General features: G+C 72.4%; 26 protein-coding genes and 1 tRNA gene. 14 read left to right on the top strand and 13 right to left on the bottom strand.

Features of this window, described 5'->3' with window-relative positions:
• The first annotated feature begins 311 nt into the window (after window positions 1-311).
• Window positions 312-1,475 carry a Gfo/Idh/MocA family protein gene (locus QC283_RS07695; protein WP_279560618.1) on the top strand — a complete coding sequence of 388 codons (1,164 nt, stop codon included), beginning with the start codon at window positions 312-314 and terminating at the stop codon, window positions 1,473-1,475.
• Between the two features lie 168 nt (window positions 1,476-1,643).
• Window positions 1,644-2,648, top strand: coding sequence for a Gfo/Idh/MocA family protein (locus QC283_RS07690; protein WP_279560617.1), 1,005 nt, complete (start codon window positions 1,644-1,646; stop codon window positions 2,646-2,648).
• Window positions 2,649-2,699: 51 nt separating this feature from the next.
• On the opposite strand, the gene QC283_RS07685 is transcribed toward QC283_RS07690, so the two are convergent.
• The 5 genes from QC283_RS07685 to QC283_RS07665 all read right to left on the bottom strand — a co-directional run bounded on the left by QC283_RS07685 (window position 2,700) and on the right by QC283_RS07665 (window position 7,279).
• Window positions 2,700-3,113: a VOC family protein gene (locus QC283_RS07685; protein ID WP_279560616.1), complete on the bottom strand. Its 414-nt coding sequence runs from the start codon at window positions 3,111-3,113 to the stop codon at window positions 2,700-2,702.
• A 113-nt stretch (window positions 3,114-3,226) separates the two neighbouring features.
• Window positions 3,227-4,129 carry a sugar phosphate isomerase/epimerase family protein gene (locus QC283_RS07680; RefSeq protein ID WP_279560615.1) on the bottom strand — a complete coding sequence of 301 codons (903 nt, stop codon included), beginning with the start codon at window positions 4,127-4,129 and terminating at the stop codon, window positions 3,227-3,229.
• A gap of 1 nt (window position 4,130) precedes the next feature.
• Window positions 4,131-5,171 carry an ATP-binding cassette domain-containing protein gene (locus QC283_RS07675; RefSeq protein WP_279560614.1) on the bottom strand — a complete coding sequence of 347 codons (1,041 nt, stop codon included), beginning with the start codon at window positions 5,169-5,171 and terminating at the stop codon, window positions 4,131-4,133.
• Between the two features lie 6 nt (window positions 5,172-5,177).
• The gene (locus tag QC283_RS07670) at window positions 5,178-6,254 is read right to left on the bottom strand and encodes an ABC transporter permease (protein ID WP_279560613.1); all 1,077 of its coding nucleotides are present in this window, start codon (window positions 6,252-6,254) and stop codon (window positions 5,178-5,180) included.
• Window positions 6,254-7,279 (bottom strand): sugar ABC transporter substrate-binding protein, encoded by a 1,026-nt coding sequence (locus QC283_RS07665; RefSeq protein ID WP_279560612.1) that lies wholly within the window; start codon window positions 7,277-7,279, stop codon window positions 6,254-6,256. Before QC283_RS07665 ends, QC283_RS07670 begins: the two co-directional genes overlap by 1 nt.
• A 239-nt stretch (window positions 7,280-7,518) precedes the next feature.
• On the opposite strand from QC283_RS07665, the gene iolC reads away from it, so the two are divergent.
• The 5 genes from iolC to QC283_RS07640 are packed head-to-tail and all read left to right on the top strand — an operon-like array spanning window position 7,519 to window position 13,078.
• Entirely contained in the window at window positions 7,519-8,481 is a 963-nt protein-coding gene (gene iolC, locus QC283_RS07660; RefSeq protein ID WP_279560611.1) for a 5-dehydro-2-deoxygluconokinase, read from the top strand.
• Between the two features lie 13 nt (window positions 8,482-8,494).
• A complete protein-coding gene (locus QC283_RS07655; protein WP_279560610.1) occupies window positions 8,495-9,382 on the top strand; it encodes a Cgl0159 family (beta/alpha)8-fold protein in 888 nt (295 codons plus the stop codon).
• A gap of 59 nt (window positions 9,383-9,441) precedes the next feature.
• Entirely contained in the window at window positions 9,442-10,359 is a 918-nt protein-coding gene (iolB, locus tag QC283_RS07650; RefSeq protein ID WP_279560609.1) for a 5-deoxy-glucuronate isomerase, read from the top strand.
• Window positions 10,356-12,260, top strand: a complete 1,905-nt coding sequence (gene iolD / locus QC283_RS07645; protein WP_279560608.1) for a 3D-(3,5/4)-trihydroxycyclohexane-1,2-dione acylhydrolase (decyclizing) — start codon at window positions 10,356-10,358, stop codon at window positions 12,258-12,260. Before iolB ends, iolD begins: the two co-directional genes overlap by 4 nt.
• A gap of 32 nt (window positions 12,261-12,292) precedes the next feature.
• Window positions 12,293-13,078 (top strand): GntR family transcriptional regulator, encoded by a 786-nt coding sequence (locus tag QC283_RS07640; RefSeq protein ID WP_279560607.1) that lies wholly within the window; start codon window positions 12,293-12,295, stop codon window positions 13,076-13,078.
• Window positions 13,079-13,083: 5 nt separating this feature from the next.
• Here the strand turns inward: QC283_RS07640 and QC283_RS07635 are convergent, their stop codons facing one another.
• The 4 genes from QC283_RS07635 to QC283_RS07620 form a co-directional block, all read right to left on the bottom strand.
• A complete protein-coding gene (locus tag QC283_RS07635; protein WP_279560606.1) occupies window positions 13,084-14,070 on the bottom strand; it encodes an aldo/keto reductase in 987 nt (328 codons plus the stop codon).
• Window positions 14,071-14,140: 70 nt separating this feature from the next.
• Entirely contained in the window at window positions 14,141-14,842 is a 702-nt protein-coding gene (locus QC283_RS07630; RefSeq protein WP_279560605.1) for an NUDIX domain-containing protein, read from the bottom strand.
• A gap of 189 nt (window positions 14,843-15,031) precedes the next feature.
• A complete protein-coding gene (locus tag QC283_RS07625) occupies window positions 15,032-16,042 on the bottom strand; it encodes an adenosine kinase (RefSeq protein ID WP_279560604.1) in 1,011 nt (336 codons plus the stop codon).
• A 173-nt stretch (window positions 16,043-16,215) separates the two neighbouring features.
• Window positions 16,216-16,289 (bottom strand) — tRNA-Pro (locus QC283_RS07620).
• A 99-nt stretch (window positions 16,290-16,388) separates the two neighbouring features.
• Here QC283_RS07620 and QC283_RS07615 point away from each other — a divergent pair.
• From QC283_RS07615 to QC283_RS07605, 3 genes are all read left to right on the top strand, one after another.
• Entirely contained in the window at window positions 16,389-16,928 is a 540-nt protein-coding gene (locus QC283_RS07615) for a DUF309 domain-containing protein (protein WP_279560603.1), read from the top strand.
• A gap of 115 nt (window positions 16,929-17,043) precedes the next feature.
• Window positions 17,044-17,817 (top strand): precorrin-6A synthase (deacetylating), encoded by a 774-nt coding sequence (gene cobF, locus QC283_RS07610; RefSeq protein WP_279560602.1) that lies wholly within the window; start codon window positions 17,044-17,046, stop codon window positions 17,815-17,817.
• A gap of 72 nt (window positions 17,818-17,889) precedes the next feature.
• A complete protein-coding gene (locus QC283_RS07605; protein WP_279560601.1) occupies window positions 17,890-19,962 on the top strand; it encodes an MDR family MFS transporter in 2,073 nt (690 codons plus the stop codon).
• On the opposite strand, the gene QC283_RS07600 is transcribed toward QC283_RS07605, so the two are convergent.
• From QC283_RS07600 to QC283_RS07585, 4 genes are all read right to left on the bottom strand, one after another.
• Complete coding sequence (locus QC283_RS07600; protein ID WP_279560600.1) at window positions 19,949-20,767, bottom strand: cobalt-precorrin-6A reductase; 819 nt, start codon at window positions 20,765-20,767, stop codon at window positions 19,949-19,951. The two genes, QC283_RS07605 and QC283_RS07600, sit on opposite strands and share 14 nt — an antisense overlap.
• Window positions 20,768-20,787: 20 nt before the next feature.
• Window positions 20,788-21,600 (bottom strand): sulfite exporter TauE/SafE family protein, encoded by an 813-nt coding sequence (locus QC283_RS07595; protein ID WP_279560599.1) that lies wholly within the window; start codon window positions 21,598-21,600, stop codon window positions 20,788-20,790.
• Window positions 21,601-21,728: 128 nt separating this feature from the next.
• Window positions 21,729-23,240 (bottom strand): long-chain-fatty-acid--CoA ligase, encoded by a 1,512-nt coding sequence (locus tag QC283_RS07590; protein ID WP_279560598.1) that lies wholly within the window; start codon window positions 23,238-23,240, stop codon window positions 21,729-21,731.
• Between the two features lie 55 nt (window positions 23,241-23,295).
• Complete coding sequence (locus QC283_RS07585; RefSeq protein ID WP_279560597.1) at window positions 23,296-24,483, bottom strand: thiolase family protein; 1,188 nt, start codon at window positions 24,481-24,483, stop codon at window positions 23,296-23,298.
• Between the two features lie 139 nt (window positions 24,484-24,622).
• Between QC283_RS07585 and QC283_RS07580 the strand changes: the two genes are divergently transcribed.
• The 4 genes from QC283_RS07580 (at window position 24,623) to QC283_RS07565 (ending at window position 26,789) form a co-directional block, all read left to right on the top strand.
• Window positions 24,623-25,444 carry an alpha/beta hydrolase gene (locus tag QC283_RS07580; RefSeq protein WP_279560596.1) on the top strand — a complete coding sequence of 274 codons (822 nt, stop codon included), beginning with the start codon at window positions 24,623-24,625 and terminating at the stop codon, window positions 25,442-25,444.
• A gap of 93 nt (window positions 25,445-25,537) precedes the next feature.
• A complete protein-coding gene (locus tag QC283_RS07575; RefSeq protein WP_279560595.1) occupies window positions 25,538-25,858 on the top strand; it encodes a WhiB family transcriptional regulator in 321 nt (106 codons plus the stop codon).
• Window positions 25,804-26,136 (top strand): DUF3140 domain-containing protein, encoded by a 333-nt coding sequence (locus QC283_RS07570; RefSeq protein WP_279560594.1) that lies wholly within the window; start codon window positions 25,804-25,806, stop codon window positions 26,134-26,136. Before QC283_RS07575 ends, QC283_RS07570 begins: the two co-directional genes overlap by 55 nt.
• A 2-nt stretch (window positions 26,137-26,138) precedes the next feature.
• Complete coding sequence (locus QC283_RS07565; protein ID WP_279560593.1) at window positions 26,139-26,789, top strand: endonuclease; 651 nt, start codon at window positions 26,139-26,141, stop codon at window positions 26,787-26,789.
• Window positions 26,790-26,891: the final 102 nt, after the last annotated feature.

The raw sequence follows: 26,891 nt of genomic DNA, 5'->3' as shown, positions 1-26,891 counted from the left end.
CCGGCCGGGGCCCCGCCGGTGCCGGGCGGATACCGGTCGGCAGCAGGCCGCGCCTCCACCAGCCGCTGCGCCGGTGCCGTCTCGCCGCGCAGGATCGCCTGCCGCAGCTGCCCGAGCGCAAGCTGCTCGGCCTGCTCCCCGGTGTCCGGACGGGCTCGGTTCGGCATGGTCGCCCTCCCTGAGCGAGTGCCTGTTGCTTCGCCGACGGCCCTCTCCCTCCGGCATTTGTCCTGTCAAAAGGTTGACATGATGCGGGCGCTCCGCCCAGGGTGGGCGGGACAGAGCAGAGACCGGTCCGGAGAGGGGCTCTCATGGTGGACGCGCTGGGTGTCGCCGTCGTCGGTTTCGGCTGGATGGGCCGGGTGCACACCCAGGCGTACGCCCGGGTCCGGCACCACTACCCGCGGCTGCCCCTGCGCCCGGAGCTCGTGACGGTCGCCGAGGAGGTGCCGGGGCGGGCCGAGGAGGCCGCCGCTCAGTTCGGGTTCGCGTCGACGACCCGGGACTGGCGCGACGTGGCCGCCGACCCTCGGGTGGGGGCGGTCAGCATCACCGCCCCCAACTTCCTGCACCGTGAGATCGCCGTCGCGATGGCCGAGGCCGGCAAGCACATCTGGATCGAGAAGCCGGTCGGTCTGAGCGCCGAGGACGCCCGGACGGTCGCGGACGCCGTCGCCAAGGCCGGTGTCCAGGGCGCGGTCGGCTTCAACTACCGCAACGCGCCCGCCGTCGAGGCCGCCCGCGAGCTGATCGCGTCCGGCGGGATCGGCACCGTCACACATGTCCGCATCCGTCTCTTCAGCGACTACGCCGCCCATCCCGAGTCCGCGCTGACCTGGCGCTACGAGCGGGAGCGCGGCGGCAGCGGGGTGCTCGGCGACCTGGCCTCGCACGGCGCCGACCTGGCCCGCTTCCTGCTCGGCGACATCGCGTCGCTGACCGCCGACACGGCGGTCTTCCTGCCCGAGCGGGCCCGCCCGGCCGCCGCCACGGCCGGTCACTCCCGGGCCGCGGGCGGCGAGCCGGGCCAGGTCGAGAACGAGGACTACGTCAGCTGCCTGCTGCGCTTCGCCTCGGGCGCCCGCGGAGTCATGGAGGCCTGCCGGGTCTCGGTCGGCGAACAGAACAACTACGGCTTCGAGGTGCACGGCACCAGAGGCGCGGTCTTCTGGGACTTCCGCCGCATGAACGAACTGGGCGTCAGCCGCGGCACGGAGTACCAGGACCAGCCGGTCAGCACCGTCTACGTCGGCCCCGGGCACGGCGAGTTCGCCGCCTTCCAGCCGGGTGCCGCGAACGCCATGGGCTACGACGACCTCAAGGTGGTGGAGGCCCACCGCTTCCTGCTCTCGATCGCGGAGGGCACCCCGCACGGCGCCACCCTGCCGGACGCGGTGCACAGCGCGGCCGTACTGGACGCGATGGCACGCTCGGCCGAGCGCGGCGCGTGGGTCGAGGTCCGACCCGAGGGGTGAGGGCGGACCGTCGGGCGGAACATCCGGCGGGCCACCACCCGCACGTCGGCGGAGCACCACCGCACCATCACCCACCCCGGTCGGCGCGCTCGCGGCGCGACCCCCGTCCTCCGCCACCCCGCCCCGGTCAGCAGTCGCGGCAACCACGCACAAGGAGCGAAGAGAACCATGCGTATCGGAATCCTCGGCCTCGGCCGCATCGGCGCCTTCCACGCCGAGACCCTCTCCGGACTCGACGCCGTCGACTCGCTCGTCGTCGCCGACCCGTTGGCGGACGCCGCGAGGGCCGCCGCCGAGCGGTTCGGCGCCGAGGTGGCGGACTCGCCCGAGGCGGTACTCGCCGCCGGGGTGGACGGGGTTGTCGTCGCGGCGGCGACCGACGCCCACCCGGACCTGATCCTGGCCGCCGTCGAGGCCGGGATCCCCGTCTTCTGCGAGAAGCCCGTCGCGCGCACCATGGCGGAGGGCGTCGAGGTGCTCAAGGCGGTCGCGGGCCATGACGTGCCGGTCCAGATCGGCTACAACCGCCGCTTCGACACCGGGTTCGTCGCCGCGCGGGCGGCCGTGCAGCGGGGCGAGTTGGGCATGCTGCACACCGTGCGGTCGACCACCCTGGACCCGGCGCCGCCGCCGGCCGCGTACGTCGCCGCCTCCGGAGGCATCTTCCGCGACTGCTCGGTGCACGACTTCGACATCATCCGCTGGGTGACCGGCCGCGAGGTGACCGAGGTGTACGCCGTCGGCGGCAACCGAGGCGCCGACTTCATCAAGGACGCGGGCGACGCGGACACCACCGGCGCGGTCCTCACGCTGGACGACGGCACGATCGCGGTGGTCTCCAACAGCCGTCACAACGCGCGTGGTTACGACGTCCGCATGGAGATCCACGGTTTCGCCGACTCCATCGCCGTGGGCCTGGAGGACAAGCTGCCGCTGCGCTCGGTCGAGCCCGGCGTGACCTTCCCGGCCGGCACTCCGCACGATTTCTTCATGGACCGTTTCGCCGCCGCCTACCGCGCCGAACTCACCGCGTTCACCGAGGTCGTCGCCGGCACCCGCCCCTCCCCCTGCACGATCGAGGACGCGCTGGAGGCGGGCTGGACCGCCGAGGCGTGCACGCTGTCGCTGCGCGAGCACCGGCCTGTGACGCTCGCGGAGGTACGGCGCGGCTGAGCCGGGCGCGCGGGCCGGGGGACGTGCGGGCCGGGGGTCGGCGGGAGCCGGTCAGCTCGCCGGCTCGCTGATGTCCACCATCCAGGAGACGCCGAACCGGTCCGTGCACATGCCGAAGACGTCACCCCACATCTGCTTCTCCAGCGGCACGGCGACGGAGCCGCCGTCGGACAGCTTCTCCCAGTAGCCGCGCAGCTCGGTCTCGTCGTCGCCGCTGAGGCTCACCGAGAAGGTGTTCCCCGGACTGTGGGTCATCCCGGGCGGGGTGTCGGCGCCCATCAGGGTGAAGCCGTCAGGTGTCTCCAGCATGCCGTGCATGATCTTGTCGGCATGAGGGCTGTCGGAGTCTCCGAAGGCTCCGAAGGTGCTCAGCTCCAGGGTGCCGCCGAACACCTGCTCGTAGAACTCCATGGCCTGCCGGGCATCGCCGTCGAAGCTGAGGTAGGGATTGAGACGTGAGGTCATGACTGCCTCCCGTAACGGGACGAAGTGCCAGTGCTGTGCACGCTAGCGCGCACCGCCGACAACGGCCCGCCGAGCGGCGCGCCGGCGGGACCCGCCCCCCGGCGCGGTCGGTCTCAGGCGCCGCAGGAGCGCAGGAACCCGCGGGTGCGGACGGCGATGGGCAGGGGCTTGTCGGGCTCGCAGGGGTACATGTCCTGCTCGACGATGGCGAACAGGTCCACGCCCAGCTTCTGGGCCGCCGTGAGCACCGGGCCCAGCTCGGGTACGCCGGTGGGCGGTTCGCACATCACCCCGCGCCGCACGGCCGGCCCGAACGGCACCCCGCCCGCGCGTACCTCGGCGAGGATCTCCGGGTCGACCTGCTTGAGGTGCAGGTAGCCGATGCGCTCGCCGTACGTCTCGATCAGCTTGACGCTGTCGCCGCCGCAGTAGGCGTAGTGGCCGGTGTCCAGGCAGAGGCTGACCAGGTCGGAGTCGGTGGAGTCGAGGAAGCGCTCGACGTGCTCCTCGGTGTCGATGTGGGTGTCGGCGTGCGGGTGGACGACGATGTCGAGGCCGTAGGTCTCCCGTACCTCGTGGCCGAGGCGTTCCATGCCCTTGGTCAGGTGCGCCCACTGCTCGCCGGTCAGCTCCGGCGGCTCCAGGATCTCGGCGGTCTTGTCGTCGCGCCAGAAGGACGGGATGACGACGAGGTGCTTCGCGTCCATGGCCCGGGTCAGGGCGGCGACCCGGCTGACCTGCTCCCAGGTGGCGTCCCATTCCGAGGGGCCGCGGTGCAGGCCGCAGAAGATGGTGCCCGCGGAGACCTTGAGGCCGCGCCGGGCCACCTCGTCGGTGAGCCGGGCCGGGTCGGTGGGGAGGTAGCCGTAGGGGCCCAGCTCGATCCACTCGTAGCCGGCCTCGGTGACCTCGTCCAGGAAGCGTTCCCAGGGCACCTGCCGGGGGTCGTCGGGGAACCAGACGCCCCAGGAGTCGGGAGCCGAGCCGACGCGGATGCGGTCCAGGGCAGAGGGCATGTCAGGCCTTCCCTTCGACGGTGCCGGAAGCAGCGGTGTCGGACACGGAGGTGTCCGGCGCGGCCATGTCGGGCGCGGCCGTGTCCGGCGTGGCGGTGTCGGGCAGCGCGGCGTCGGGCTCGGCGGTGTCGGGCGCGGGGGCCTCCGGTCCCGGCTCCGGCTGCGGTTCCGGCTCCGGGAGCGCCTCCACGTCGACCCCGCCGACCTGCGCCAGTTCGTGCTTGAGGGCGGCGAGTTCGGCGCCGCCCGCCATGTGGTTGGTGAGTTCCTCGAGGGTGATGCCGGCACGGGCGGCGCTGAGTTCGAGGGTACCCAGGCGCAGCACGCTGAAGTGGTCGCCGACCAGGTAGGCGTGGTGGGGGTTGTGGGTGATGAAGATGACGCCGAGGCCGCGTTCGCGGGCCGCGGCGATGTACTTGAGGACCACGCCGGACTGTTTGACGCCGAGGGCGGCGGTGGGCTCGTCGAGGATGAGGACGCGGGCGCCGAAGTAGACGGCGCGGGCGATGGCGACACACTGGCGCTGGCCGCCGGAAAGGGTGCCGATGGGCTGTTCGAGGTCGTCCAGGACGATGCCCATGTTGCGCAGTTCCTCGTCGGCGGTCCGCTTCATGCGGGCGATGTCGAGGCGGCGGACGGGCCAGGGGCCCTTGGTCATCTCGGAGCCGAGGAAGAAGTTGCGCCACACCGGCATCAGCGGGATCGTGGCGAGATCCTGGTAGACGGTGGCGATGCCCCGGGCGAGGGCATCGCGCGGGGTGGTGAAACGCACGGCCTCGCCGTCGACGAGGAAGTCGCCCTCGGTGTGCTGGTGCAGCCCGGAGATGATCTTGATGAGGGTGGACTTGCCGGCGCCGTTGTCGCCGAGCACGCAGGTCACCTTGCCGGGCTGGACGGCGAGGTCGACGCCGTGCAGGGCGCGGATGTTGCCGTAGGCCTTGCCCGCGCCGCGCAGTTCGACGATCGGCCGGTCGGTCCGGGGCGCGGTGTCCGCGAGGACGGCCCCGTGGGTGGCGGGGGCGCCGGGGGTCTTGCTGGTCATTTCCGATCACCTCCGGGTCGCCGCGCGGCGGACCCACAGATTGATGAGGACGGCGCCGAGGAGCATCACGCCGAGGAAGGCCTTGAACCAGTCGGGGTTCCAGCCGGCGAAGACGATGCCCTGGTTCACCATGCCGAACATGAAGGCGCCGAAGACCGGGCCGATGGCGGAGCCGTAGCCGCCGGTGAGCAGACAGCCGCCGATCACCGCCGCGGCGATGTAGATCAGCTCCTGTCCTACGCCCTCGCCGGACTGCACGGTGTTGAAGGAGAAGAGCTGGTGCATGCCGACGAACCAGGCCCCGAAGCCGACCAGCATGAACAGCGTGATCTTGGTGAAGGTGACGGGGACGCCGACCGCGCGGGCGGACTCCCGGCTGCCGCCGACCGCGAAGACCCAGTTGCCGTACTTGGTGCGCAGCAGCACCCAGGTGGCCAGGGCGGCGAAGACGAGCCACCACACCACGGTGATCTTCACCTGGACGCCGCCGACGTCGAAGGACGAGGCGAAGAGCGCCTTGGCCTGCTCGAAGCCGTCCATGTCACTGATGTCGTCGGTGGCGACGTTGCCGGTGACGAGTTTGGTGACGGCGAGGTTGACGCCCTGGAGGATCAGGAAGGTGCCGAGCGTCACGAGGAAGCTCGGCAGGCCGGTCTTCATCAGCACCCAGCCGTTGAACGCGCCGACGGCGAGGGAGACGACGAGGGCGACGACCACTCCCATCCAGACGTTCATGGTCAGCTGGTAGCTGACCATGGCGGCGGTGAGCGCGGAGGTGACCACGGCGACACCGGCCGACAGGTCGAACTCGCCGCCGATCATCAGCAGGGCCACCGGCAGCGCCATGATGCCGATGGTGGACGACTGGTACAGGACCGTCGCCATGGAGCCGCCGTCGCGGACCGTGGGGGCTGCGATCAGGAAGAAGACGAACACGGCGACGGCGCCGAGGAAGACTCCGACCTCGGGCCGGGCGAGCAGCCGCAGCGCCATGGAGCGCTGCCGGGTCCGTCCGTCGGTCCGCCCCGGGCCGGGGGCCGGCGGTGTGGTCACCGCCGGCTCGGCCTGTCGGATCGTGCTCATCACCGGGTGCCCTTCGAGGCGAACTCGGCGACGGCCTTCACGTTGGACTTGTCGACGAAGGCCGGGCCGGTCAGCACCGGCTGCTCACCGCCGCCGCTGTAGTTGCCGTTGTTCTCGTAGAGCCACAGGCCGTCGACCGCGAGGTAGCCCTGGAGGTAGGGCTGCTGGTCGACGGCGAACTCGATGTCGCCCTTCTCGATGGCGCCGGTCAGTTCCTTGTTGAGGTCGAAGGTGGCGACCTTGGCCTTGCTGCCGCCCTCGGCCACCGACTGCACGGCCGTCATGGCGAACGGGGCGCCGAGGGTGACGAGATGGTCGATGTCGCCGTCCTGCTTGAGCTTGGCGGTGATGGTCGACTTCACCGAGGGCATGTCGGTGCCGTTGACGTAGAGGTTCTCGATCGAGCCCTCGAAGGTCTTCTTCACGCCGTCGCAGCGCTGGGTGAGGCCGACGTTGCCCTGTTCGTGGATCACACAGACGGCGTTCTTGGCGCCGTCCTCGTTCAGCCGCTTGCCGAGCGCCTCGCCGGCCACGGTCTCGTCCTGGCCGAAGAACTCCATCAGGCCGAGCTTCTTCCAGTCCGCGAGGCCGGAGTTGAGCCCGACCACGGGTATGCCGGCCTTCTCGGCCTTGCCGAGGACGCTTCTGAGGGCGTCCGGCTTGGCGAGGGTGACGGCGATGCCGTCGACCTTCTGGTCGATCGCGTTCTGCACCAGGTTGGCCTGGTTGCCCGCGTTCGGGTCGGCGGAGTAGACGAGCTTGATGTTGTCCTTGGCGGCGGCGGCCTCCGCTCCCTTGCGGACGATGTCCCAGAAGGTGTCGCCGGCCGCCTGGTGGGTGACCAGGGCGACGGTCATGCGAGGGGTGTTCGCCTTGCCCGCGGAGGCGCCCGAGTCACCCTTCTCGTCGGCCTCCTTCCCGCCCGAGCTGCTCGAGCAGCCGGCGAGGGTCAGGGCCGCGGCGGCGGCGGCCAAAGCCACGGCGGGGGCGAATCCGCGGGAGCGGGCGTGCGAAGAGCGGTCCATCTTTTCCTGCACCTCACTGTGCGACTGTGCGACGGGAAGCCGTGTGCCAGACCGGAGAAGAACGGCTGTTGCTGCGCTGGGTCCGGATACAAGTCCTTGAGACGCCCGCTGTCAATACTTTGTCAAGACATCATTTCACTCACAGGTCCGAATGTAAGTACAAAGTATTGACACGGTCGCCTCGGAGTCATACACCTGGGAGGCGGCAGGCCCCCCGCCCAGCCCGAGGAGCGTCGCACATGGCCGAGTCAGTCCCGCGTTTCGATCTGATCACGATGGGCCGCATCGGAGTCGATCTCTATCCCTTGCAGACGGGCGTACCCCTGGCGGAGGTTGAGACCTTCGGCAAGTTCCTCGGCGGTTCGGCCGCCAACGTGGCGGTGGCCGCCGCCCGTCTCGGCCGTGCCACGGCCGTCGTCACCCGCACGGGCGACGACCCGTTCGGCGGCTATCTGCACCGGGCTTTGAAAGAGTTCGGCGTCGACGACCGCTGGGTCACCCCGGTCGCCGCCTACCCGACCCCCGTGACGTTCTGCGAGATCTTCCCGCCGGACGACTTCCCGCTGTACTTCTACCGCCGTCCCAAGGCCCCCGACCTGGAGATCCACCTGGAGGAGCTGGACCTCGACGCGATCCGCGCGGCCACCGTCTTCTGGATCACCGGCACCGGACTGAGTGAGGAGCCGAGCCGTACGGCGACCCTGGCCGCTCTGGCACACCGCGCCAAGGCCGGCACCACGGTCTTCGACCTGGACTGGCGCCCGATGTTCTGGACCGACCCCGACCAGGCCCGCCCCTACTACGCCGAGGCGCTCCGGCACGCGACCGTCGCGGTCGGCAACCTCGACGAGTGTGAGATCGCCACGGGCGTACGCGAGCCGCGTGCCTGCGCCGAGGCACTGCTGGCGGCCGGTGTCGAACTGGCCGTCGTCAAGCAGGGCCCGAAGGGCGTCCTCGCCGTGCACCGCGACGGCCGGAGCGCCGAGGTTCCGCCGGTGGCGGTCGAGGTGGTCAACGGCCTCGGCGCGGGCGACGCGTTCGGCGGCTCGCTCTGCCACGGTCTGCTCTCCGGCTGGGACCTGGAGCGGACCATGCGGTACGCCAACGCCGCCGGCGCCCTCGTCGCCTCCCGTCTCGCCTGCTCCTCCGCGATGCCCACCGAGGCCGAGGTCGACGACCTCCTCGCGCGAGCCACTCCCTGAACGGAGCAACGCCTTGTCCCTCAGCATCCCCGACCTCACCACGGTCAGAGCCCGGCACCCGGAGGCCATCGCCGAGGCGGCGGCCCGCCGGGTACGCCGCCCGCTGGTCGGCGGCTCCGGCCGCCTGATGATCGTGGCCGCCGACCATCCGGCGCGCGGCGCCCTCGGCGTCGGCGACCGCGGGCTCGCCATGGCCAACCGGGCCGACCTGCTGGAACGCCTGTGCACCGCGCTGTCCCGGCCCGGCGTCGACGGAGTACTCGCCACCGCCGACGTGCTGGAGGACCTGCTGCTGCTCGGAGTGCTGGAGAACAAGGTCGTCATGGGCTCGATGAACCGCGGCGGCCTCGCGGGCGCCTCCTTCGAGATGGACGACCGCTTCACCGGCCACCGCGCCGAGGACATCGCCCGCCTGCGCTTCGACGCGGGCAAGCTGCTGCTGCGCATCGACTACGACGACCCCGGTTCGCTGGCCACGCTGGAGGCGAGCGCCCGTGCGGTCGACGCCATGGCCGCACACGAACTGCCGCTGTTCGTCGAGCCGTTCATATCCCGCCGGATCGCGGGCCGGGTCCGCAACGATCTGTCCGCCGAGGCCGTCACCCGCTCCGTCGCCATCGCCTCGGGCCTGGGCGGCACCTCCGCCTACACCTGGCTGAAACTGCCCGTCACGCACGACCCGGACGACATGGGCGAGGTCCTGGAGACCTCCACGCTGCCGGCCGTCCTGCTCGGCGGTGACATAGGCGGCTCACCGGCGGACCAGGCCGCCGCGTACGAGCGCTGGCGCAAGGCGCTCAGGCTGCCCACCGTGCAGGGCATGGTCGTCGGCCGCTCGCTGCTCTACCCGGCCGAGGGCAGCGTGGAACAGGCGGTGGACACGGCGGTCGGACTGCTGTGACCCACGAGGAGGCCCACGAAGAGACTCACCAGGACAGGGACGAGGAGAGGGACGAGGAGATGACGTATCACCTTCCGGCGGGCAAGGCCGCGAACGGCGCCCTGGCCGTCGACGTGACACCCGAGAAGGCCGGCTGGGGCCACTCCAGCCTGCGTGTGCTCCACCTGCCCCCCGGCGGCGGCCACACCTTCGACAGCGGCGACAGCGAGTGGATCGTCCTCCCGCTCAGCGGCGGCTGCACCGTCGCCACCGCGGACGACTTCGGTCAGAACACCTTCGAACTCGACGGCCGCGACAGCGTGTTCAGCGGCGTCAGCGACTTCGCGTACGTACCGCGCGACTCCCGTACGACGGTGACCTCGGCCGGCGGCGGCCGGTTCGCCCTCACCGGCGCCCGCTGCACCCGCCGCCTGCCCGCCCGCTACGGCCCGGCGTCCTCGGTGCCGGTGGAGCTGCGGGGCACCGGGAACTGCTCACGGCAGGTCAACAACTTCGGGGCGGCGGCCCCCGCCGGAGGCGGTGATGGACAGGGCTTCGAGTGCGACAAGCTCATCGCGGTCGAGGTGATCACCCCGGGTGGGAACTGGTCCTCCTTCCCGCCGCACAAACACGACGAGCACCGCCCCGGAAAGGAGTCGGTGCTGGAGGAGATCTACTACTTCGAGTTCGCCGGCCACGAAGGCGTCCCCGGCCTCGGCTACCAGCGGGTCTCCCCCTCCGGGCAGGGGCGGGGCACGGACGTACTGGCCGAGGTGCGCGACGGGGACGTCGTGTTGATCCCCGACGGCTGGCACGGACCGTCGATGGCCGTCCCCGGCCACCACATGTACTACCTCAACGTCATGGCCGGCCCGGGAACCGAACGCGCCTGGCTGATCCGCGACCACCCCGACCACGCCTGGATCCGCGACACCTGGCCGGACCGGCCCGTCGACCCCCGGCTCCCCCTCTACACCGCACCGGAGAGGTCCGCATGAGCGCCGTCACCCGCCGACTGACCACCGCCCAGGCCCTGGTGCGCTTCCTGGCCGCCCAGTACACCGAACGCGACGGCGTACGGCGCCGGCTGATCGCCGGCACCTGGGGCATCTTCGGCCACGGCAACGTGGCCGGCCTCGGCCAGGCACTCGTCGAGTACGCCACCGTGCCCAGTGGAGGGGCATCCCCCGCTCCCCCCGTCATGCCGTACCACCAGGGCCGCAGCGAACAGGCCATGGTGCACGCGGCCGTGGGTCACGCCCGCCAGCTGAACCGCCTGTCCGCGCAGGCGGTGACGACGTCCATCGGCCCCGGCGCCACCAATCTGGTCACCGGCGCCGCACTCGCCACCGTCAACCGCCTGCCGGTCCTTCTCCTGCCCGGCGACTACTTCGCCTCGCACGCCGCCGACCCCCTGCTCCAGCAGCTGGAACACCCGGTCGAGGCCGACGTCTCCGTCAACGACACCCTGCGCCCCGTGTCCCGGTACTTCGACCGCGTCACCCGCCCCGAGGCCCTCGTCGCCTCCGCGCTCCAGGCGATGCGCGTGCTGACCGACCCGGCCGAGACCGGCGCGGTCACCCTCGCGCTCCCCCAGGACGTGCAGGCGGAGGCGTACGACTGGCCGCGGGAATTCTTCGCCGACCGCGTCTGGCGGGTGCGCCGTCCGGCCCCCGACCCGGAGGAGCTCGCCGAGGCGGTGCGGGCGATCCGCGCCGCCGATCGCCCCCTGATCGTCGCGGGCGGCGGCGTCCACCACAGCGAGGCCGAGGACGCGCTGAAGGCGCTGGTGGACGCCACCGGCATCCCCGTCGCCTCCACCCAGGCCGGCAAGGGCGCCCTGCGCCACGACCACCCGGCCGACCTGGGCGGCATCGGCCACACCGGCACAGCCGTCAGCGACGACCTCGCCCGCACCGCCGACCTGGTGATCGGGGTCGGCACCCGCTACACGGACTTCACCACCGCCTCCGGAACCCTCTTCCAGCGCCCGGAGGTCCGCTTCCTCAACCTCAACATCACCGCCTTCGACGCCCACAAGCTCGCCGCCCGCACCCTGGTCTGCGACGCGCGGGCGGGTCTCACGGCACTGGCGGAGGCGCTTTCCGGTCATCGGGTGGACACGTCGTACGAGACCGAGTACGGCGCCGGCAAGGCCCGGTGGGACGAGACGGTGCGGGCGGCGTTCCGCGCCGACGACGACGGTGCCGTGCCGACCCAGACGCAGGTGCTGGGCGCGCTGGACGCGGTCGTCGGCGACGAGGACGTGGTGATCAACGCGGCCGGCTCGCTCCCCGGCGACCTGCACAAGCTGTGGCGCGCCCGCTCCCCGCGCCAGTACCACCTGGAGTACGGCTACTCCTGCATGGGCTACGAGATCCCGGCCGCGCTCGGCGTCCAGCAGGCCGCGCCCGGCACCCCGGTGTGGGCCCTGGTCGGCGACGGCACCTACCTGATGAACCCGACGGAGATCGTCACCGCCGTCCAGGAGAACCTGCCGGTCAAACTGGTCCTGGTGCAGAACCACGGCTACGCCTCCATCGGCGGCCTGTCCGAGTCGGTGGGCGCCGAGCGCTTCGGCACGGCGTACCGCCACCGGGCCGCCGACGGCACCTTCACGGGTGCCCCGCTCCCCCTCGACCTCGCCGCCAACGCGGCCAGCCTCGGCATGGACGTACTGCGCGCCAAGACGGTGCGCGAGCTGCGCGAAGCCCTGCGGGCGGCCCGCTCGTCGGACCGTCCGACGTGCGTCTACGTGGAGACCGACCCGACGCCGACCGCTCCCCCCGCCGAGGCCTGGTGGGACGTGCCGGTGGCCGAGGTGTCCGACCGCGAGCCCGCCACCCACGCCCGCGCGGAGTACGAGCGGGCGGTCGCCGATCGCCGCCGCCATCTCTGAGGTGCCGTCACCTACGCGAGGGAGGTACGTCCATGGCGAGAACCGGCGACCCGGCACGTGCGGTGACGGTCCCCGCGCTCAGCACCCTGGACTTCGCCCTGGACCGGGGCAGTCCGGTGCCGCTGTACTACCAGCTCGCCCGGCAGTTGGAGGCGGCGATAGAAGGAGGTGTCCTCGCCCCGGGAAACCTGCTGGGCAACGAGGTGGACCTCTCCGTCCGCCTCGGCCTGTCCCGCCCGACCGTCCGCCAGGCCATCCAGTCCCTGGTCGACAAGGGGCTGCTGGTCCGGCGGCGCGGAGTCGGCACGCAGGTCGTGCACAGCCAGGTCAGGCGCCCCCTGGAGCTGAGCAGCCTCTACGACGACCTGGAGGCGGCCGGACAGGGACCCAGCACGCGGGTGGTGCGCAACGAGGGCGTCCCCGCCCCCGCCGACGTGGCGGAGGCCCTCGGCGTCGTGGAGGGGGGCGAGGTCACCGTCCTGGAGCGGCTGCGGCTCACCCACGGCCAGCCGGTCGCGCTGCTGTGCAACTACCTGCCGGCGGCCCTGCTGGACCTCGACGACGCCCGGCTGGAGTCGACCGGCCTGTACCGCGTGATGCGCGCGTCCGGCATCACCCTGCACAGCGCCCGCCAGACCGTGGGCGCCCGCACGGCCACCCGCGAGGAGGCGGGCCGCCTGGACGAGGAGGAGGGCGCCGCACTGCTGACCATGCGGCGCACGGCGTACGACGACACCGGGCGGCCGGTCGAGTACGGGACGCACCTGTACCGCGCGTCCCGGTACGCGTTCGACTTCCAGCTGCTGGTCAGGTCGTGACGCCGTCAGTGGACCCCGTCCAGCCGGGCCCGCTGCTCCGGCGTGAGGTCCAGGTCCACGGCGGCCAGGTTCTCCTCCAGCTGCGCCACCGACGAAGCGCCGGCCAGCGGGACGATCGGGAGCTCGCCGCCGATCTGCCAGGCGAGGACGACCTGGCCCACGGTCGCGCCGGTCTCCCGGGCGACGTCGCGGAGCACGGCGAGCCGGGCCGGGGTGCCCGGGTGGTCGTAGTCCGGGGGCAGCGGCTTGTCCTCACGGACGTAGGCGCCGGCGAGGAGGGGTGAGTAGGCGACCAGGGTCAGGGCGGGCTCCGCCCGCAGGTAGCCGAGCAGTTCCGGGCCGGCGTGCCCGAGGCTGCCGTCCGGGGAGAATTCGCTGGGTACGTCGAACCGGGGCCGCAGGTGGCTGTGCTGGTACTGGAGCACCTCGTAGCCGGGCAGCCCGGCCGCGGCGGCCAGCGCGCGGGCCCGTTCGACCCGCCACATCGCCTGGTTGCTGACGCCCAGCAGTCCGACCGTGCCCTCGGTGACCAACTCCCCGAAGCCTTCGACGGTCTCGCGCTGCGGCACGGTGTGGTCGTCGATGTGCGCGTACAGCAGGTCGAGCCTGTCGACGCCGAGCCGGTCCCGGCTGCGCTCGGCGGCCTCGCGGATCACCTTGGCCGACAGCCCCTCGGGGTTGTCGGTGTAGCTGGTGCCCGGGGCCAGCGGGCGTGCGCCGAGCTTGGTGGCGATGACGATCTCGCTGCCGATGCCGCGGCTGCGCCGCCAGCGGCCAAGGAGTTCCTCACTCTGGCCGCCCTGGCCGCCGTCCGTCCAGAAGGCGTAGTTGTCGGACGTGTCGATGAAGTTCCCGCCGGCCTCCACGTAGCGGTCGAGGACGGCGAAGGAGGTCTTCTCGTCGGTGAGCGAACCGAACAGCATCGCGCCGAGCGCGAGCACGCTCACCTCGCGGCGGTGGGCCGGATCGGTGCCGATGGTGCGGTACTTCATGATGTTCCTCCCCTTCGTGCCCGGTCGTCCGGGCCACGAAGGGAGTCTTCAGTTTGAAGTGCGCTTCAAGTCAAGCGCCTCGGGTGCTCCCCCGGACGTCTTCCCCGCGGGGGCGGGCGAAGGGGCCCTCCAACGCCGCCCACTGGAGCAGCATGATGGTCTTCGCGTCCGCGATCCCGCCGGTGCGGACCATCTCCAGCGCGCGACGGAAGGGCAGTTCGAGGGTCTCGATGTCCTCGCCCTCCTCGTCCAGGCCGCCGCCCTCGTGGGTGCGGGTGGCGGGGCCGTAGGCGGCGGCGTAGAAGCTGACGCGTTCGGTGACCGAGCCGGGGCTCATGTACACGTCGAAGACGTGCTGGACCTCGCCGACGGTGTGCCCGGTCTCCTCGACGACCTCGCGCCGCACGGCGACCTCGGGGTGCTCGTCCTCGTCGTCGAGCAGCCCGCCGGGCGTCTCGACCAGCATGCCGTCGGGGTGGCCGTTGACGTAGACGGGGAGGCGGAACTGTCGGGTGAGCAGTACGGTTTCGCGCTCCGCGTCGTAGAGCAGCACGGTGGCGCCGTTGCCGCGGTCGTGGGTCTCGCGCTCCTGGGTGCTCCAGGTGCCGTCGGCGCGCTGGATGTCGAAGGTCGTGGTGCGTTCGACGTACCAGTGGCTGGAGAGGAGCCGTACGTCCCGGACCTTGACCCGGGGGTTACCGGTCAGGTCCCGGCCCGTCCGGTCGAGTCCGGTGCGGCCCCGGCGGTCCGGGGTGTCGATGCCGGCGGTCATCGGGAAGCGCCCGGGCGAGGGCCCCTCGGGGGCGCGGGGTGGGGCAAGTTGGTCATGCCCGCTTCTATCACTCCGTCCGGCTCCGGGCGAAGTCGAGGGGGCCTTCGCCCGGGCGGCCGTCGCCCCGGGGGCGCGCGACGCCGACTGAGGGTTGCCCGGCGGCGGTGACCCCGGGCTCCCCGATGCGGCTCATCCGCGCACTACGGCGCCCTCTTCCGCGACGTCCGGCTCGACGGCGTCCGCCTCCGGGACGTCCGGCTCCACGGCGTCCGGCTCCGCGGCGTCCGCTTCGGCCGCGTCCAGCTCGGCCGTGCGGGCGAGGAGTTCGTCGCGCCCGAGGGCGTCGGCGCGCGTCGACGGCACCGTGCAGGCATGGGCGCCGGCGATGGTCCCGTACCGCGCGCAGCGCAGCGGGTCCGCGCCCTCCAGCCAGCCGAGCAGGAAGCCGGCGGCGAACGCGTCGCCCGCACCGTTGGAGTCCACTACGGGAGCGGGAGGAGTCACAGCGGGTACGTGACTGAGGTGGCCGTCGACGAGCAGGTACGCGCCCTCGGCTCCGGCGGTGGCCACGACGATCCGGGCCCGGCCGCGCGCGGCGATGTCCCGCATGGTGTGCTCCGGGTCGGCCAGGGCGGTGGTGGACAGGAAGACCAGGTCCGCGGCGAGCGCGAACGGCTCGTGGTACGGGTTGGCGCCGTCCCAGTCGTGCAGGTCCGTCGAGACGGTGACCCCCGAATCGCGCAGCACCGGCAGGGCGTGGGCGCACGGGTGGGTGATCACCACGTGGGCGTGCCGGCTCGCGGCGGCGAGGGCGCGCACGGTGTCCTCGGGCAGCCGGTCGCTCTCCTGGCTGCGGGTGTCGTCGTACAGGGACAGGCGCCGCCCGTCCGGACCGACCAGGTTGACCGCGCGTTTGGTGCCCGCCGCGGAGTGCACCTCGGTGAACGGGATGCCCCGGTCCCGGTACAGGGCGCGCACGAGGTCGCCCTCCGGGTCGGTGCCGAGGACGTCGATGTGGTGGGTGCGCAGCCCCAGGGCGCTCACGCCGAGCGCGACGAAGTCCCCGCTCTGGCCGGCGCGGGTCACGATGCCGGGCTGGATCATGTAGCTGTCGGCGTAGGGGAGCGGCAGTTCGGGGACGTGGACGATGGTGTCCACGCCCGCGCCGCCCAGGACGAGGACGTCGGTCTCGGTGGTCATGGGGGTCGGCTCGTTCCTCTCGCTCGGAGGTGCCGAGTCAAGCAGCTGCCCTCGACGCCTGCAATGACTTGCGAAGATTTCCGCAAGGTATTGCAGACCTCGAACCGACCCCAGAAATGGAAAAGAGGCTGTATCGACCTTTCGATACAGCCTCTGACCTGCTACTCAGCAAGTCGGGACGACAGGATTTGAACCTGCGACCCCTTGACCCCCAGTCAAGTGCGCTACCAAGCTGCGCCACGTCCCGTTGTGCTCGCACGCGGCGAACCGCGCGATCACGCGAGAAGTACTTTACCCCACCCCTCGGACCGCGCCCAAGCAGGTACGGGCGAGGGACAATCGGACCATGGACAGCCCTGCCGACAGCCCCAAGGACAGCACCGCCTCGAACCGGCCCGTGGACGCGCGGGACCGCGACGACGAGGGGCGGGCCCGTAACGCCCGGCCGCGGGACGGGCTCGGCCGCCCGCTGCCGTACGGCGCGGCCGGCGTCCCCCGCCAGCCCGAGGGCGTCGTACGGGCCCCCGAGGAGACGGTCGCCGAGGCGCAACGGCTGCTGGACGCGGGGCAGCCCTTCCACGCGCACGAGGTGTTCGAGGACGCCTGGAAGTCGGGTCCCGAGGAGGAGCGGGAGCTGTGGCGGGGGCTGGCCCAACTGGCCGTGGGGCTCACGCATGCCGCCCGCGGCAACGCCACCGGCGGGGCGAGGCTGCTGCGGCGCGGGGCCGGGGCGGTGGCGGAATGGACGGCTCCGGCGTCCGGGCGGGGGCGGCCGTACGGGATGGATCTGAGCGGGGTCGCCGGATGGGCCCGGGAGCTGGCGCAGGACGTGGAGGGCGGCGCGCCCGTGGACGCGGCCGTGCGGGCGCCCCGGCTGCGGGGCTGAGGGGCGACCGGCCGCGAGGCTGAGACGCGCCCGGTCACGGGGCTGAGACCCGGCGGCCGCGGGCTGGGGAGAGCCCGGCCGGTGCGTTGTCAGTGGCGTACGGCAGACTCGTGGCGTGCGGAAGATTCATGTGATCGGTATCGGCGCGGGCGACCCCGACCAGCTCACCCTGCAGGCGGTGCGGGCGCTGCGGAGCACGGACGTGTTCTTCGTCCTGGACAAGGGCGAGGTGAAGGCCGACCTGGTGCGGCTGCGCCGGGACATGCTGGAGGCGCACATACCGGAGGGGACGTACCGGATCGTCGAGGCGCGCGACCCCGAGCGGGACCGGAGCGCGGGCCGCACGGCGTACTCCCCCGCCGTCGGGGACTGGCGCAGTGCCCGTGCCGGCATCTACGAGCGGATGATCGCCGAGGAGCTGGGCGAGGACGAGAGCGGTGCCTTCCTGGTGTGGGGCGACCCCGCCCTGTACGACAGCACGCTGGGCATCCTGGAGGAGATCCTGGAGCGCGGCGCGGTGGCGTTCGCGTACGACGTCGTGCCCGGCATCAGCAGCGTCTCCTCCCTGGTCGCCCGGCACCGGACCGGGCTGAACCGGGTGGCGCGGCCGGTGCAGATCACCACCGGGCGGCGGCTCGCGGAGGGCTTCCCCCAGGGCGTGGACGACGTCGTGGTGATGCTCGACGCCCACCAGGTCTTCCGGCAGTACGCGGACCAGGACATCGACATCTACTGGGGCGCCTACATAGGCACCCCGGACGAGATCCTCGCCTCCGGCCCGATCGCCGAGGCCGCGCCCCGCATCGAGCGGCTGCGCGCCGAGGCGCGCGAGCGCAAGGGCTGGATCATGGACACGTATCTGCTGCGGCGCAACCCCGGCGACGGCTAGGGCCTGTCCGGCTGCCCACCCGGGCGGACCGCCCCGCATGCGTGGCCGGTGCACCGGTGTGATCGTGACCGTGTGACAGTCGCCGAGGAAACGCCACGGAACGCCGCCGACCAGCCCCCCGTGCTGGACAGGCGCCGGCGCAACGTCGTCTTCGTCACGATCATGCTCGGCATGCTGCTGGCGGCCCTGGACCAGACGATCGTCGGCACCGCGCTGCCCACGATCGTGTCGGACCTGGGTGGCGGCGAGCACATGTCGTGGGTGGTGACCTCGTACCTGCTCGCGGAGACCGTCGCGACGGTGCTGGTCGGCAAGTTCGGCGACATGTTCGGCCGCAAGGTGGTCTTCCAGGTCTCGGCGATCATCTTCATCACGGGCTCGTTCCTGTGCGGGCTGGCCACGACCATGCCGCTGCTGATCATCTGGCGGGCGATGCAGGGCATCGGCGCGGGCGGTCTGATGGTCACGTCGATGGCGCTGATCGCGGACGTCATCCCGCTGCGGGAGCGCGGCAAGTACCAGGGCGCCATCGGCGCGGTGTTCGGGGTGGCGACGGTCGTCGGGCCGCTGCTGGGCGGGCTGTTCACCGACCACCTGTCCTGGCGCTGGGCCTTTTACGTCAACGTGCCCATCGCGATCGTCGTCGTCATCGCCGCCGCCCGCACCATCCCGGTGGTGAAGTCGGCCGCCCGGCCCGTCATCGACTACCTGGGCATCACGCTGGTCGCGGTCGGCGCGAGCGCGCTGATCCTGGCGACGAGCTGGGGCGGCAACCAGTACGCGTGGGGCTCGGCCGTGATCATCGGCCTGTTCGCGGGCGGGCTGATCGCGCTCGGGCTGTTCTGCTGGGCGGAGACCCGGGCGGCCGAACCGATGCTGCCCATGCGGCTGTTCTCCAACCCGGTGTTCACGGTCTGCTCGGTCCTCAGCTTCATCGTCGGTTTCGCGATGCTCGGCGCGCTGACGTATCTGCCGACCTATCTGCAGTACGTCGACGGCGACTCGGCCACCGTCTCGGGCGTCCGTACGCTGCCGATGGTGGCCGGGCTGCTGATCGCCTCGGTCTTCAGCGGAAGCGTGGTCAGCAGGACGGGGCGGTACCGGCTGTTCCCGATCGCGGGCACCCTGGTCATGGGCGTCGGCCTGTACCTGATGTCGCTCATGGACGCCTCCACGGGCGCCTGGCTGGAGTCGCTGTACATGTTCGTGCTGGGCTCGGGCATCGGCCTGTCCATGCAGGTGCTGATCATCGCCGTGCAGAACACCGTCGACTACGCCGACCTCGGTACCGCGACCTCCGGTGTCACCTTCTTCCGCACGCTGGGCAGCTCCTTCGGCACCGCCGTCTTCGGCACCATCTACGCCAACGCGCTCGGCCCCAACCTGCGGGACGGCGTCTCGGCCGCCGCGGGAACCGGCACCGCCGATCCGGCCGTGATCAGCGGGGCGGCGACCAGTCCGGAGGGCGTGCACCGGCTGCCACCGGACGCGTCGGCGCCGATCGTCGGCGCGTACGCGGACACCATCCAGACCGTGTTCCTGTGGACGGTGCCGGTCGCCGTGCTCGGCTTCCTCGTCGCCCTGTTCCTCAAGCAGGTCCAACTGCGCGACAGCGCCCGCGCGGGCTCCACCGACATGGGCGAGGGCTTCGCCTCACCGAAGGACGCCGACAGCAGACGGGCGCTGGAGGCCACCGTTGGCAAGATCATCGGTAGTACGGAGCTGGACACCGCGCGCCGGATCATCGTGGACAGCGACACCCGGCTCGATGTCGCCGGTGCCTGGGCCGTCATGCAGGTCGAGCTGTTCACGCGATTGGTCGGGCACGCCGGCCTCGGCCTGATCGCCGCCCGCCGCAGGGTGCCGCCGGAGGTGCTGCTGCCGGTCTTCGACCGCATGGTCGAGGAGGGTTTCCTGACGCGCGACGGCTCCCTGCTCTCCCACACGGAGGCGGGCGCCCGCGAGGCGCTGGTCATCGGCCGGGCCTGGGCCGCATGGCTGGAGGACCGGGTGGAGCGGGACATCGGCCGCCCCTCGGACACGGACTTGCGCGCCGCGGTCGACTCGATCGCCAAACGCCTGCTGGTCGAGGACCTGAGCAGCGGCCTGCCGGACCGCGTGCGGCAGCCGGTCACGGCCCGCTGAGGCCGAGCCGCTCCAGTCGGCCCAGCCGCTCCAGCACCGCCGGCACGCCGGACACCACGTCCGCGCCCCGCGGCGGCGGGGGCCGGCGGACGACCACCACCGGCAGGGCGAGCTCCCGGGCCGCGGTGAGTTTGGCCGCGGTGGCCGCTCCCCCGCTGTCCTTGGTCACCAGTACGTCGATGCTGTGGTCGCGCAGGAGGGCCGTCTCGTCGGCCACCGTGAACGGGCCTCGGGCCAGCAGGACACGGGTGTCCGGCGGGAGAGGCGGCTCGGGAGGCTCCACCGAGCGGGCGACGAAGTGGTGGCCGGACAGGTGCGCGAAGGCCGCCAGACCCAGGCGGCCGGTGGTCAGGAACACGCGGCGGCCGAGGCCCGGGAGCCGGTCGGCCGCCTCGCTGAGGGAGCCGGCCGGATGCCAGTGGTCGCCGGGGCCGGCCTGCCAGCCGGGGCGGCGCAGGATCACCGCGGGGGTGCCGGTGGCCGCAGCGGCGTCGACCGCGTTCGCCGTGATCGTCTCGGCGAAGGGGTGGGTCGCGTCGACGAGGGCGTCCACGTGCCGCTCGCGCAGCCAGGCGGCCAGCCCTTCCGGTCCACCGAAGCCACCGGTCCGCACCTCCCCGGCGAGGGAGCCCGGCCGGGTGACGCGTCCCGCGAGGGAGGTGGTGACCCGGACGCCGGGACGCGCCGCCAGGTCGGCGGCCAGCAGGCGGGCCTCGGTGGTACCGCCGAGGATCAGCACGTGCGGGGACGGACGGGACGGAGACGGACGGGACGGGGACGGAGGGAACCGGGTCGGGCGGGACATGCCGTCGAGGCTACGCACCGTCAGGGCAGGAGGAGCTGGAGGCCCCCGATCACCGTCGCCGCGATCACCAACCGCTCGAACAGGCGTTGGTTGATCCGGTCAACAGCCCATTTGCCGATGAACGCACCGGGCACGACGAAGACCACGAGTGCGGCGTCAAGGAGCAGCGAGCGGCCGTCGATCAGGCCCAGGCCCGCGCTGAAGGGCAGCTTGGAGACGTTGACGATCAGGAAGAAGAAGGCCGACGTGCCCAGGAAGCCGAGCTTCTTGAAGCCCGCGGAGAGCAGGTACATCGACATCACCGGGCCGCCCGCGTTGGCGACCATCGTGGTGAAGCCGCCGAGGACCCCGTACGAGCGGGCCTTCACGCGGCCGCGCCGCGAGGTGATCCCGTCCGGCTGCCCGTTCCGCCGCTCGGCCGGCCGCCCCTCCCGCCGTCCGGTCACCGCGTCGGCCTGCCGTCGGCGCCACACCGTCACCCCGGCCATGAGCAGCAGGATCGCGCCGATCGAGGTCCGTACGACCGCGTCGTTCGCCCACACCAGGAAGACCGTGCCCGCGACCACGCCGACCCCCACCGCCGGGAACAGCCGCCACAGCGTGGGCCAGTGCGCGTGGCGCCGGTAGGTGAGGACGGCCAGGATGTCACCGGCGATCAGTACCGGCAGCAGGATGCCGGTGGAGGCGCGGGCGGGCAGGACCGCCGCGAAGATCGCGAGGCTGACCGTGTTGGCCCCGCTCACGGCGGTCTTGGAGAAGCCGACGAGGAAGGCGGCGAAGGCGAGCGCGGCGAATTCCCAGCCGGTGAGGTGCCAGAGCGTCATGGTGTCCATTGCGGCCACCGATGCTATGCGCAGCCGACCGGCGCCGTAAGCACCGTCTCGCCAAGTGGCCCCTTAGCCCGGCCCGCCTCAGCCCGCCTCAGCCCGCCTCAGCCCGCCTCAGCCCGCCTCAGCCCGCCTCAGCCCGCCGCGTACCGTACCCGCAGCTCCCGCTTCAGCACCTTCATGCTCGGGCCCAGCGGCAGCGCGTCCGCGAACTCCACGCGGCGCGGGTACTTGTACTTGCCCAGGTGCTGCTTGGACCACTCGGTGACCTCGGCGGCGCCCGGCGTCGAGTCCGGAGCGGGGACGACGACGGCGCACACCTCCTCGCCGTGCAGTTCGTCCGGGAGGCCGATCACGGCGACCTGCGCGATGCCGGGGTGGCGCATCAGCACCTCCTCGACCTCCCGCGGATAGACGTTGTAGCCGCCGCGGATGATGATGTCCTTCTTCCGGTCGACGATGCTGAGGAACCCCTCGTCGTCCTTGGTGCCGAGGTCCCCGGTGCGGAACCAGCCGTCGACGAGCGCCTCGGCGGTGGCCTCGGGGCGGCCGAGGTAGCCGGAGAAGACGTTGTGGCCGCGCACGACGACCTCGCCCAGCTCCCCGGGCGGCAGCAGTTCGATGCCGTCCTCGACCTCCGCGCGGGCGATCTCCACGTCCACGCCCCACAGGGGGTGGCCGATCGTGCCGGGCTTCGCGCCGAACACCGGCTGGTTCACGGCCGCCGCCGGGGAGGTCTCGGAGAGCCCGTATCCCTCGTAGACCGTCGCGCCGAAGGCCTCCTCGAAGCGCTCCAGCACGGCGACGGGCAGCGAGGCCCCACCGGAGACGCACACCCGCAGGCCGGGCAGGGCGCCGGCGCCGGCCGCCGCGGCGGCGAGGGCGACGAACATGGTGGGCACCCCGTGGAAGGTGTTGACCTTCTCCTTCACCATCAGCTCGATCGCGCTCGCCGCGTCGAAGCGCGGCAGCAGGACGAGGGTCGCGCCGGCGCGCCAGGTGGAGTTCAGGGAGACGGTCTGGCCGAAGGCGTGGAACAGCGGCAGGGCGCCGAGCGCGACGTCGTCGGGACGGATGTCGTTGGCGTCGAAGGCGTTGACGGTCGCGTTCATCACCAGGTTGAAGTGGCTGAGCACGGCGCCCTTCGGCACGCCGGTGGTGCCGCTGGTGTAGAAGACGACGGCCGGATCGTCCGCGTCGCGGGTGACGTACGAGGGCAGCGGCTCGGCGTCGGCGGCCAGCTTGTCGAGCTCGTCGCCGAGGGTGATGACCCGTACGCCCGTCTCCCGCGCGGCGGCCGCCCCGGTCTCCGCCTGGGCCGGGTGGCACAGCAGCAGGGTGGCGCCGCTGTCGCGCAGGACGTGCTCGACCTCCGCCGGTGACAGCAGCAGGTGGACCGGTACGACGACGCCACCGGTCGCGGCGATCGCGTAGTAGGCCATGGGGAAGTCGGCGGTGTTCGGCGCCATCAGCGCGACCCGGTCCCCCGGCCGGACGCCCAGGCCGGTGAGGGCGCCGGCCTGGGCCCTGGCCCGCTGCCACACCTCGGCGAAGGTCAGCCGCAGGTCGCCCTCGACCAGTGCCTCCTTGTCCGGGCGGCGCCGGGCGTTCTCGGCGAGGATGGCGGCGACGGAGAGGGTTGCCATGGGTGTTGCTCCGTTTCCTTGCTGCGGCTTGGCAAAGGGGTGGGGTGGCGTGCGGTCAGTGCCGTTCGACGAGCACCGCGCTGCCCTGCCCCACACCGACGCACATCGTGGCGAGCCCGCGGGCCGCGCCCGTGCGGCGCATGCGGTGGAGCAGGGTGGTGAGGATGCGGGCGCCGGAGCAGCCGAGCGGGTGGCCCAGCGCGATGGCGCCGCCGCTGGGGTTGACCAGGTCGGGGTCGATGCCCAGCTGGTCCACACAGGCGAGGGCCTGGGCGGCGAACGCCTCGTTGAACTCGGCCTCCGCGAGGTCGTCGACGCTCCATCCGGCGCGGGCGAGGACCTTGCGGGTGGCGGGGACCGGGCCGATGCCCATCACGTCCGGGTGGACGCCGGCCGAGCCGCCGGCGACGTAGCGGCCGAGGGACTCCAGGCCCAGGTCGTTCAGGGCCTCCTCGCTGACCAGGAGGAGTCCGGCGGCGCCGTCGTTCATCGGGGAGGCGTTGCCCGCGGTGACCGTGCCGCCGGGGCGGAAGACCGGCTTGAGACGGCCCAGCTTCTCGACCGAGGTGTCCTCGCGGACACACTCGTCGGTGTCGACGACCACACCGTCGGGGCGTTCGACGGGGAGCAGCTCGTCGTCGAAGTGGCCGCTTCTGCGGGCCTCGGCGGCGAGGCGGTGGCTGCGCAGGGCGAACTCGTCCTGGCGTTCGCGCGGTACGCCGTACCGCTCGGCGACTTCCTCCGCCGTCTCGCCCATGGCGAGCAGGCCGTGCAGGTCCTTCATCGCCGGGTTGACCAGGCGCCAGCCGAGCCGGGTGTCGGCGGTCTCGATGCGGTGCGGCAGGGCCTCGTCGGGGCGGGGCAGCACGAAGGGGGCGCGGCTCATCGACTCCGAGCCGCCCGCGAGCACGATGTCGGCCTCGCCGGCGGCGATGGTGCGGGCGGCGGTGGTGACGGCCTCCAGGCCGGAGGCGCACAGCCGGTTCACCGTGGCGCCGGGTACGGACTCGGGCAGGCCGGCGAGCAGGGCGGCCATGCGGGCGACGTTGCGGTTGTCCTCGCCGGCCTGGTTGGCGGCGCCCCAGTACACGTCGTCGACGCGGGCGGGGTCGAGCGCGGGCACGTCGGCGATCAGGCCCCGGATCACGGCGGCGGCGAGGTCGTCGGGCCGCACGGTGGACAGGGCGCCGCGCAGCTTGCCGATCGGGGTGCGGCGGGCGGCCGCGAAGTGGACGGGACGCACGAGGGGACTCCTGACCGTCACTCGGTCGCCGGACGGCGAGCGAACGCTTAATTAGCACTGCTAGTTTTGGACTATAGACCTCCGGGCGGCTCCCTGGGAAGATCCTCCGGTGACCTTCGCCGACGCAGCTGGAGGAGACATGACCGAGGCCCGCGAACACGTCCTGGCCGGAACCCGGGGACGGCTCACCGCCCGCGAGTGGCCCGCCGAGAAGCCCGCCGGGCGGCCCGCGTACGTCGCACTGCTGGTACACGGCTACGGCGAGCACATAGGCCGTTACGAAGAGGTGGCCGGCGTCCTGGTGGAGCACGGCGCGGCCGTCTACGGCGTCGACCACGCCGGGCACGGGCGGTCGGACGGCGAACGGGTGCTGATCGAGGACTTCGAGGACGTGGTCACCGACGTGCACACCGTGGCCGAGCTGGCCCGGACCGCCCACCCGGGCCTGCCCGTCGTCATGATCGGGCACTCCATGGGCGGCCTGATCGCCTCCCGCTACGCCCAGCGCCACCCCGGCGAACTGACCGCGCTGGTGCTGTCCGGGCCGGTCATCGGCGACTGGGAGCTGCCGCGCACACTGCTCGCCCTCCAGGAGATCCCCGACACCCCGATCAGCCCGTCCTCGCTCTCCCGGGACCCGGCGGTCGGTGCGGCGTACGCGGCGGACCCGCTGGTGTGGCACGGTCCGATGAAGCGGCCGACGGCCCAGGCGTTCGTACGGACCCTGGACACCGTGGCCGAGGAAGGCGACGTCGGCCGGCTCCCCCTGCTGTGGGCGCACGGCGACGACGACCGGCTGGTACCGCTGTCCGGCAGCCGTCCCGGCGTCGACCGGCTCAGCGGCGGCGACCTGACCGAGCGGATCTACCCGGGCGCCCGGCACGAGATCTTCAACGAGACCAACCGGGCGGAGGTGTTCGCCGACGTCACACGCTTCCTGGACGGAGTGCTCGCGCGCTGAGCGGCCGAGGTCCCTGACCCCAGGGTGTACTCGCGTTCGCCGGGCCCCCAGGCCGGCGTTTGCCCCGACGCTCCCTTGGGCACCCGCGCCTCCATGGAGTGGTTGCGCCGCGCCGCCTGCGTGGATGAGGACCCCGAGCTGTTCTTCCCGGTGGGCACGGCCGGGCCGGCCCTTCGGGACACCGAGGCCGCAAGACGCGTCTGCGCCCGGTGCCCGGTGCGTGCCCCGGGCCTGGCGTTCGCCCTTGACCTGGGGCAGACGTCGGGCGTGTGGGGAGGCACCTGCGAGGAGGAGCGCGTCGCCCTGCTCCGTACGACCGCGCAGTACGCACATACGCACGACGAAAAGAGGGGCACCTCATGGCCGACGCCCTCGAACTCGACGCGCTGTGGGAGGACTTCCACCGCGTCGTGAACATGACCTCCGCGGAACTCGCGGACTGGCTGCGGGTACGCGACTCCGGTGAGCTGACCGAGCCGCTGCCGGACGACGCCGGCTCGCCGCTCGGTCAGCACGTCCTGGCGATCCTGCAGAAGCGGCGCACCGACCTGACGGAGGACGACCTCCGGGCGATGCGCAAGGTGGTGGACACCGTGACGTCGCAGACCGACCTGGAGAACGAGCCCCAGTCCGACGACACCCGGCTCAGGCACCGGCTCATGACGGTCGGTCACGACCCGCTGAAGCCATAGCCGTGAGCCGTGACCAGCGGCGCGTCGTACGAGAACTCGTCGGCGCGCACGGGCGGACGTACGCCGAGGAAGCGGGCATCCGGCTGAAGGACACCCCGCAGCCGCTGTACCGACTGCTCGTCCTCGCCCATCTGCTCAGCGCCCGCATCCGCGGCTCGGTCGCCGTGGCCACCGCCCGTGCCCTGTACGAGGCCGGGCTGCGCGACCCGCGCCGCATGGCCGACGCCGACTGGCAGGAACGGGTGGACGCGCTGGGCCGGGGCGGCTACCGGCGCTACGACGAGCGCACCGCCACCCAGCTCGGTGACGCCGCCGAACTGCTGACCGGGCGGTGGGGCGGGGACCTGCGCCGGCTGCGGAAGGAGGCGGACGGCGAGGTGCCCGAAGTGCGGCGGCTGCTCCAGGAGTTCCCCGGCGTGGGTCCGACCGGCGCGGACATCTTCCTGCGCGAGGCCCAGTGCGTCTGGCCCGAGGCAGCCCCCTACCTGGACCGCAAGGCCCTCCAGGGCGCGGAGCGGCTCGGCCTGCCGGGCGCCCCGGACCGGCTCCTCGACCTCGCCGGGTCGACGGAACCGGCCGTCCTCGCGGCGGCGCTGGTGCGGGCGTCGGTGGACAAGGAGGTCGCGCGGGACACCCTCGACCGCGCCGGGTGAGCCTTCCCGGCGCCGGCTGCCGGTCACCCGAACAGCCATGAGCGCTGGTGCGTCCGCGGGGGCGGTGATGCGCTGAGGACACCGTGTCACGTCCCAGGAGGC

Origin of the sequence: Streptomyces sp. DH41 (genome assembly GCF_029813785.1) — a bacterium.
GTDB lineage: Bacteria > Actinomycetota > Actinomycetes > Streptomycetales > Streptomycetaceae > Streptomyces.
Note: the sequence above shows the minus strand (reverse complement) of the source record. Positions and strands in the feature narration are given on the sequence as shown.

What these genes read in the sequence shown, in the direction of transcription:
- iolD (WP_279560608.1), top strand. Translation starts at nt 10,356, where the DNA reads ATGAGCGCCGTCACCCGCCGACTGACCACCGCCCAGGCCCTGGTGCGC.
- QC283_RS07695 (WP_279560618.1), top strand. Translation starts at nt 312, where the DNA reads ATGGTGGACGCGCTGGGTGTCGCCGTCGTCGGTTTCGGCTGGATGGGC.
- QC283_RS07590 (WP_279560598.1), bottom strand. Translation starts at nt 23,240, where the DNA reads ATGGCAACCCTCTCCGTCGCCGCCATCCTCGCCGAGAACGCCCGGCGC.
- QC283_RS07600 (WP_279560600.1), bottom strand. Translation starts at nt 20,767, where the DNA reads ATGTCCCGCCCGACCCGGTTCCCTCCGTCCCCGTCCCGTCCGTCTCCG.
- QC283_RS07670 (WP_279560613.1), bottom strand. Translation starts at nt 6,254, where the DNA reads ATGAGCACGATCCGACAGGCCGAGCCGGCGGTGACCACACCGCCGGCC.
- QC283_RS07675 (WP_279560614.1), bottom strand. Translation starts at nt 5,171, where the DNA reads ATGACCAGCAAGACCCCCGGCGCCCCCGCCACCCACGGGGCCGTCCTC.
- QC283_RS07570 (WP_279560594.1), top strand. Translation starts at nt 25,804, where the DNA reads ATGGCCGACGCCCTCGAACTCGACGCGCTGTGGGAGGACTTCCACCGC.
- QC283_RS07625 (WP_279560604.1), bottom strand. Translation starts at nt 16,042, where the DNA reads ATGACCACCGAGACCGACGTCCTCGTCCTGGGCGGCGCGGGCGTGGAC.
- QC283_RS07685 (WP_279560616.1), bottom strand. Translation starts at nt 3,113, where the DNA reads ATGACCTCACGTCTCAATCCCTACCTCAGCTTCGACGGCGATGCCCGG.
- iolB (WP_279560609.1), top strand. Translation starts at nt 9,442, where the DNA reads ATGACGTATCACCTTCCGGCGGGCAAGGCCGCGAACGGCGCCCTGGCC.
- QC283_RS07580 (WP_279560596.1), top strand. Translation starts at nt 24,623, where the DNA reads ATGACCGAGGCCCGCGAACACGTCCTGGCCGGAACCCGGGGACGGCTC.
- QC283_RS07665 (WP_279560612.1), bottom strand. Translation starts at nt 7,279, where the DNA reads ATGGACCGCTCTTCGCACGCCCGCTCCCGCGGATTCGCCCCCGCCGTG.
- QC283_RS07680 (WP_279560615.1), bottom strand. Translation starts at nt 4,129, where the DNA reads ATGCCCTCTGCCCTGGACCGCATCCGCGTCGGCTCGGCTCCCGACTCC.
- QC283_RS07690 (WP_279560617.1), top strand. Translation starts at nt 1,644, where the DNA reads ATGCGTATCGGAATCCTCGGCCTCGGCCGCATCGGCGCCTTCCACGCC.
- iolC (WP_279560611.1), top strand. Translation starts at nt 7,519, where the DNA reads ATGGCCGAGTCAGTCCCGCGTTTCGATCTGATCACGATGGGCCGCATC.
- QC283_RS07575 (WP_279560595.1), top strand. Translation starts at nt 25,538, where the DNA reads ATGGAGTGGTTGCGCCGCGCCGCCTGCGTGGATGAGGACCCCGAGCTG.
- QC283_RS07595 (WP_279560599.1), bottom strand. Translation starts at nt 21,600, where the DNA reads ATGGACACCATGACGCTCTGGCACCTCACCGGCTGGGAATTCGCCGCG.
- QC283_RS07630 (WP_279560605.1), bottom strand. Translation starts at nt 14,842, where the DNA reads ATGACCGCCGGCATCGACACCCCGGACCGCCGGGGCCGCACCGGACTC.
- QC283_RS07635 (WP_279560606.1), bottom strand. Translation starts at nt 14,070, where the DNA reads ATGAAGTACCGCACCATCGGCACCGATCCGGCCCACCGCCGCGAGGTG.
- QC283_RS07640 (WP_279560607.1), top strand. Translation starts at nt 12,293, where the DNA reads ATGGCGAGAACCGGCGACCCGGCACGTGCGGTGACGGTCCCCGCGCTC.
- QC283_RS07615 (WP_279560603.1), top strand. Translation starts at nt 16,389, where the DNA reads ATGGACAGCCCTGCCGACAGCCCCAAGGACAGCACCGCCTCGAACCGG.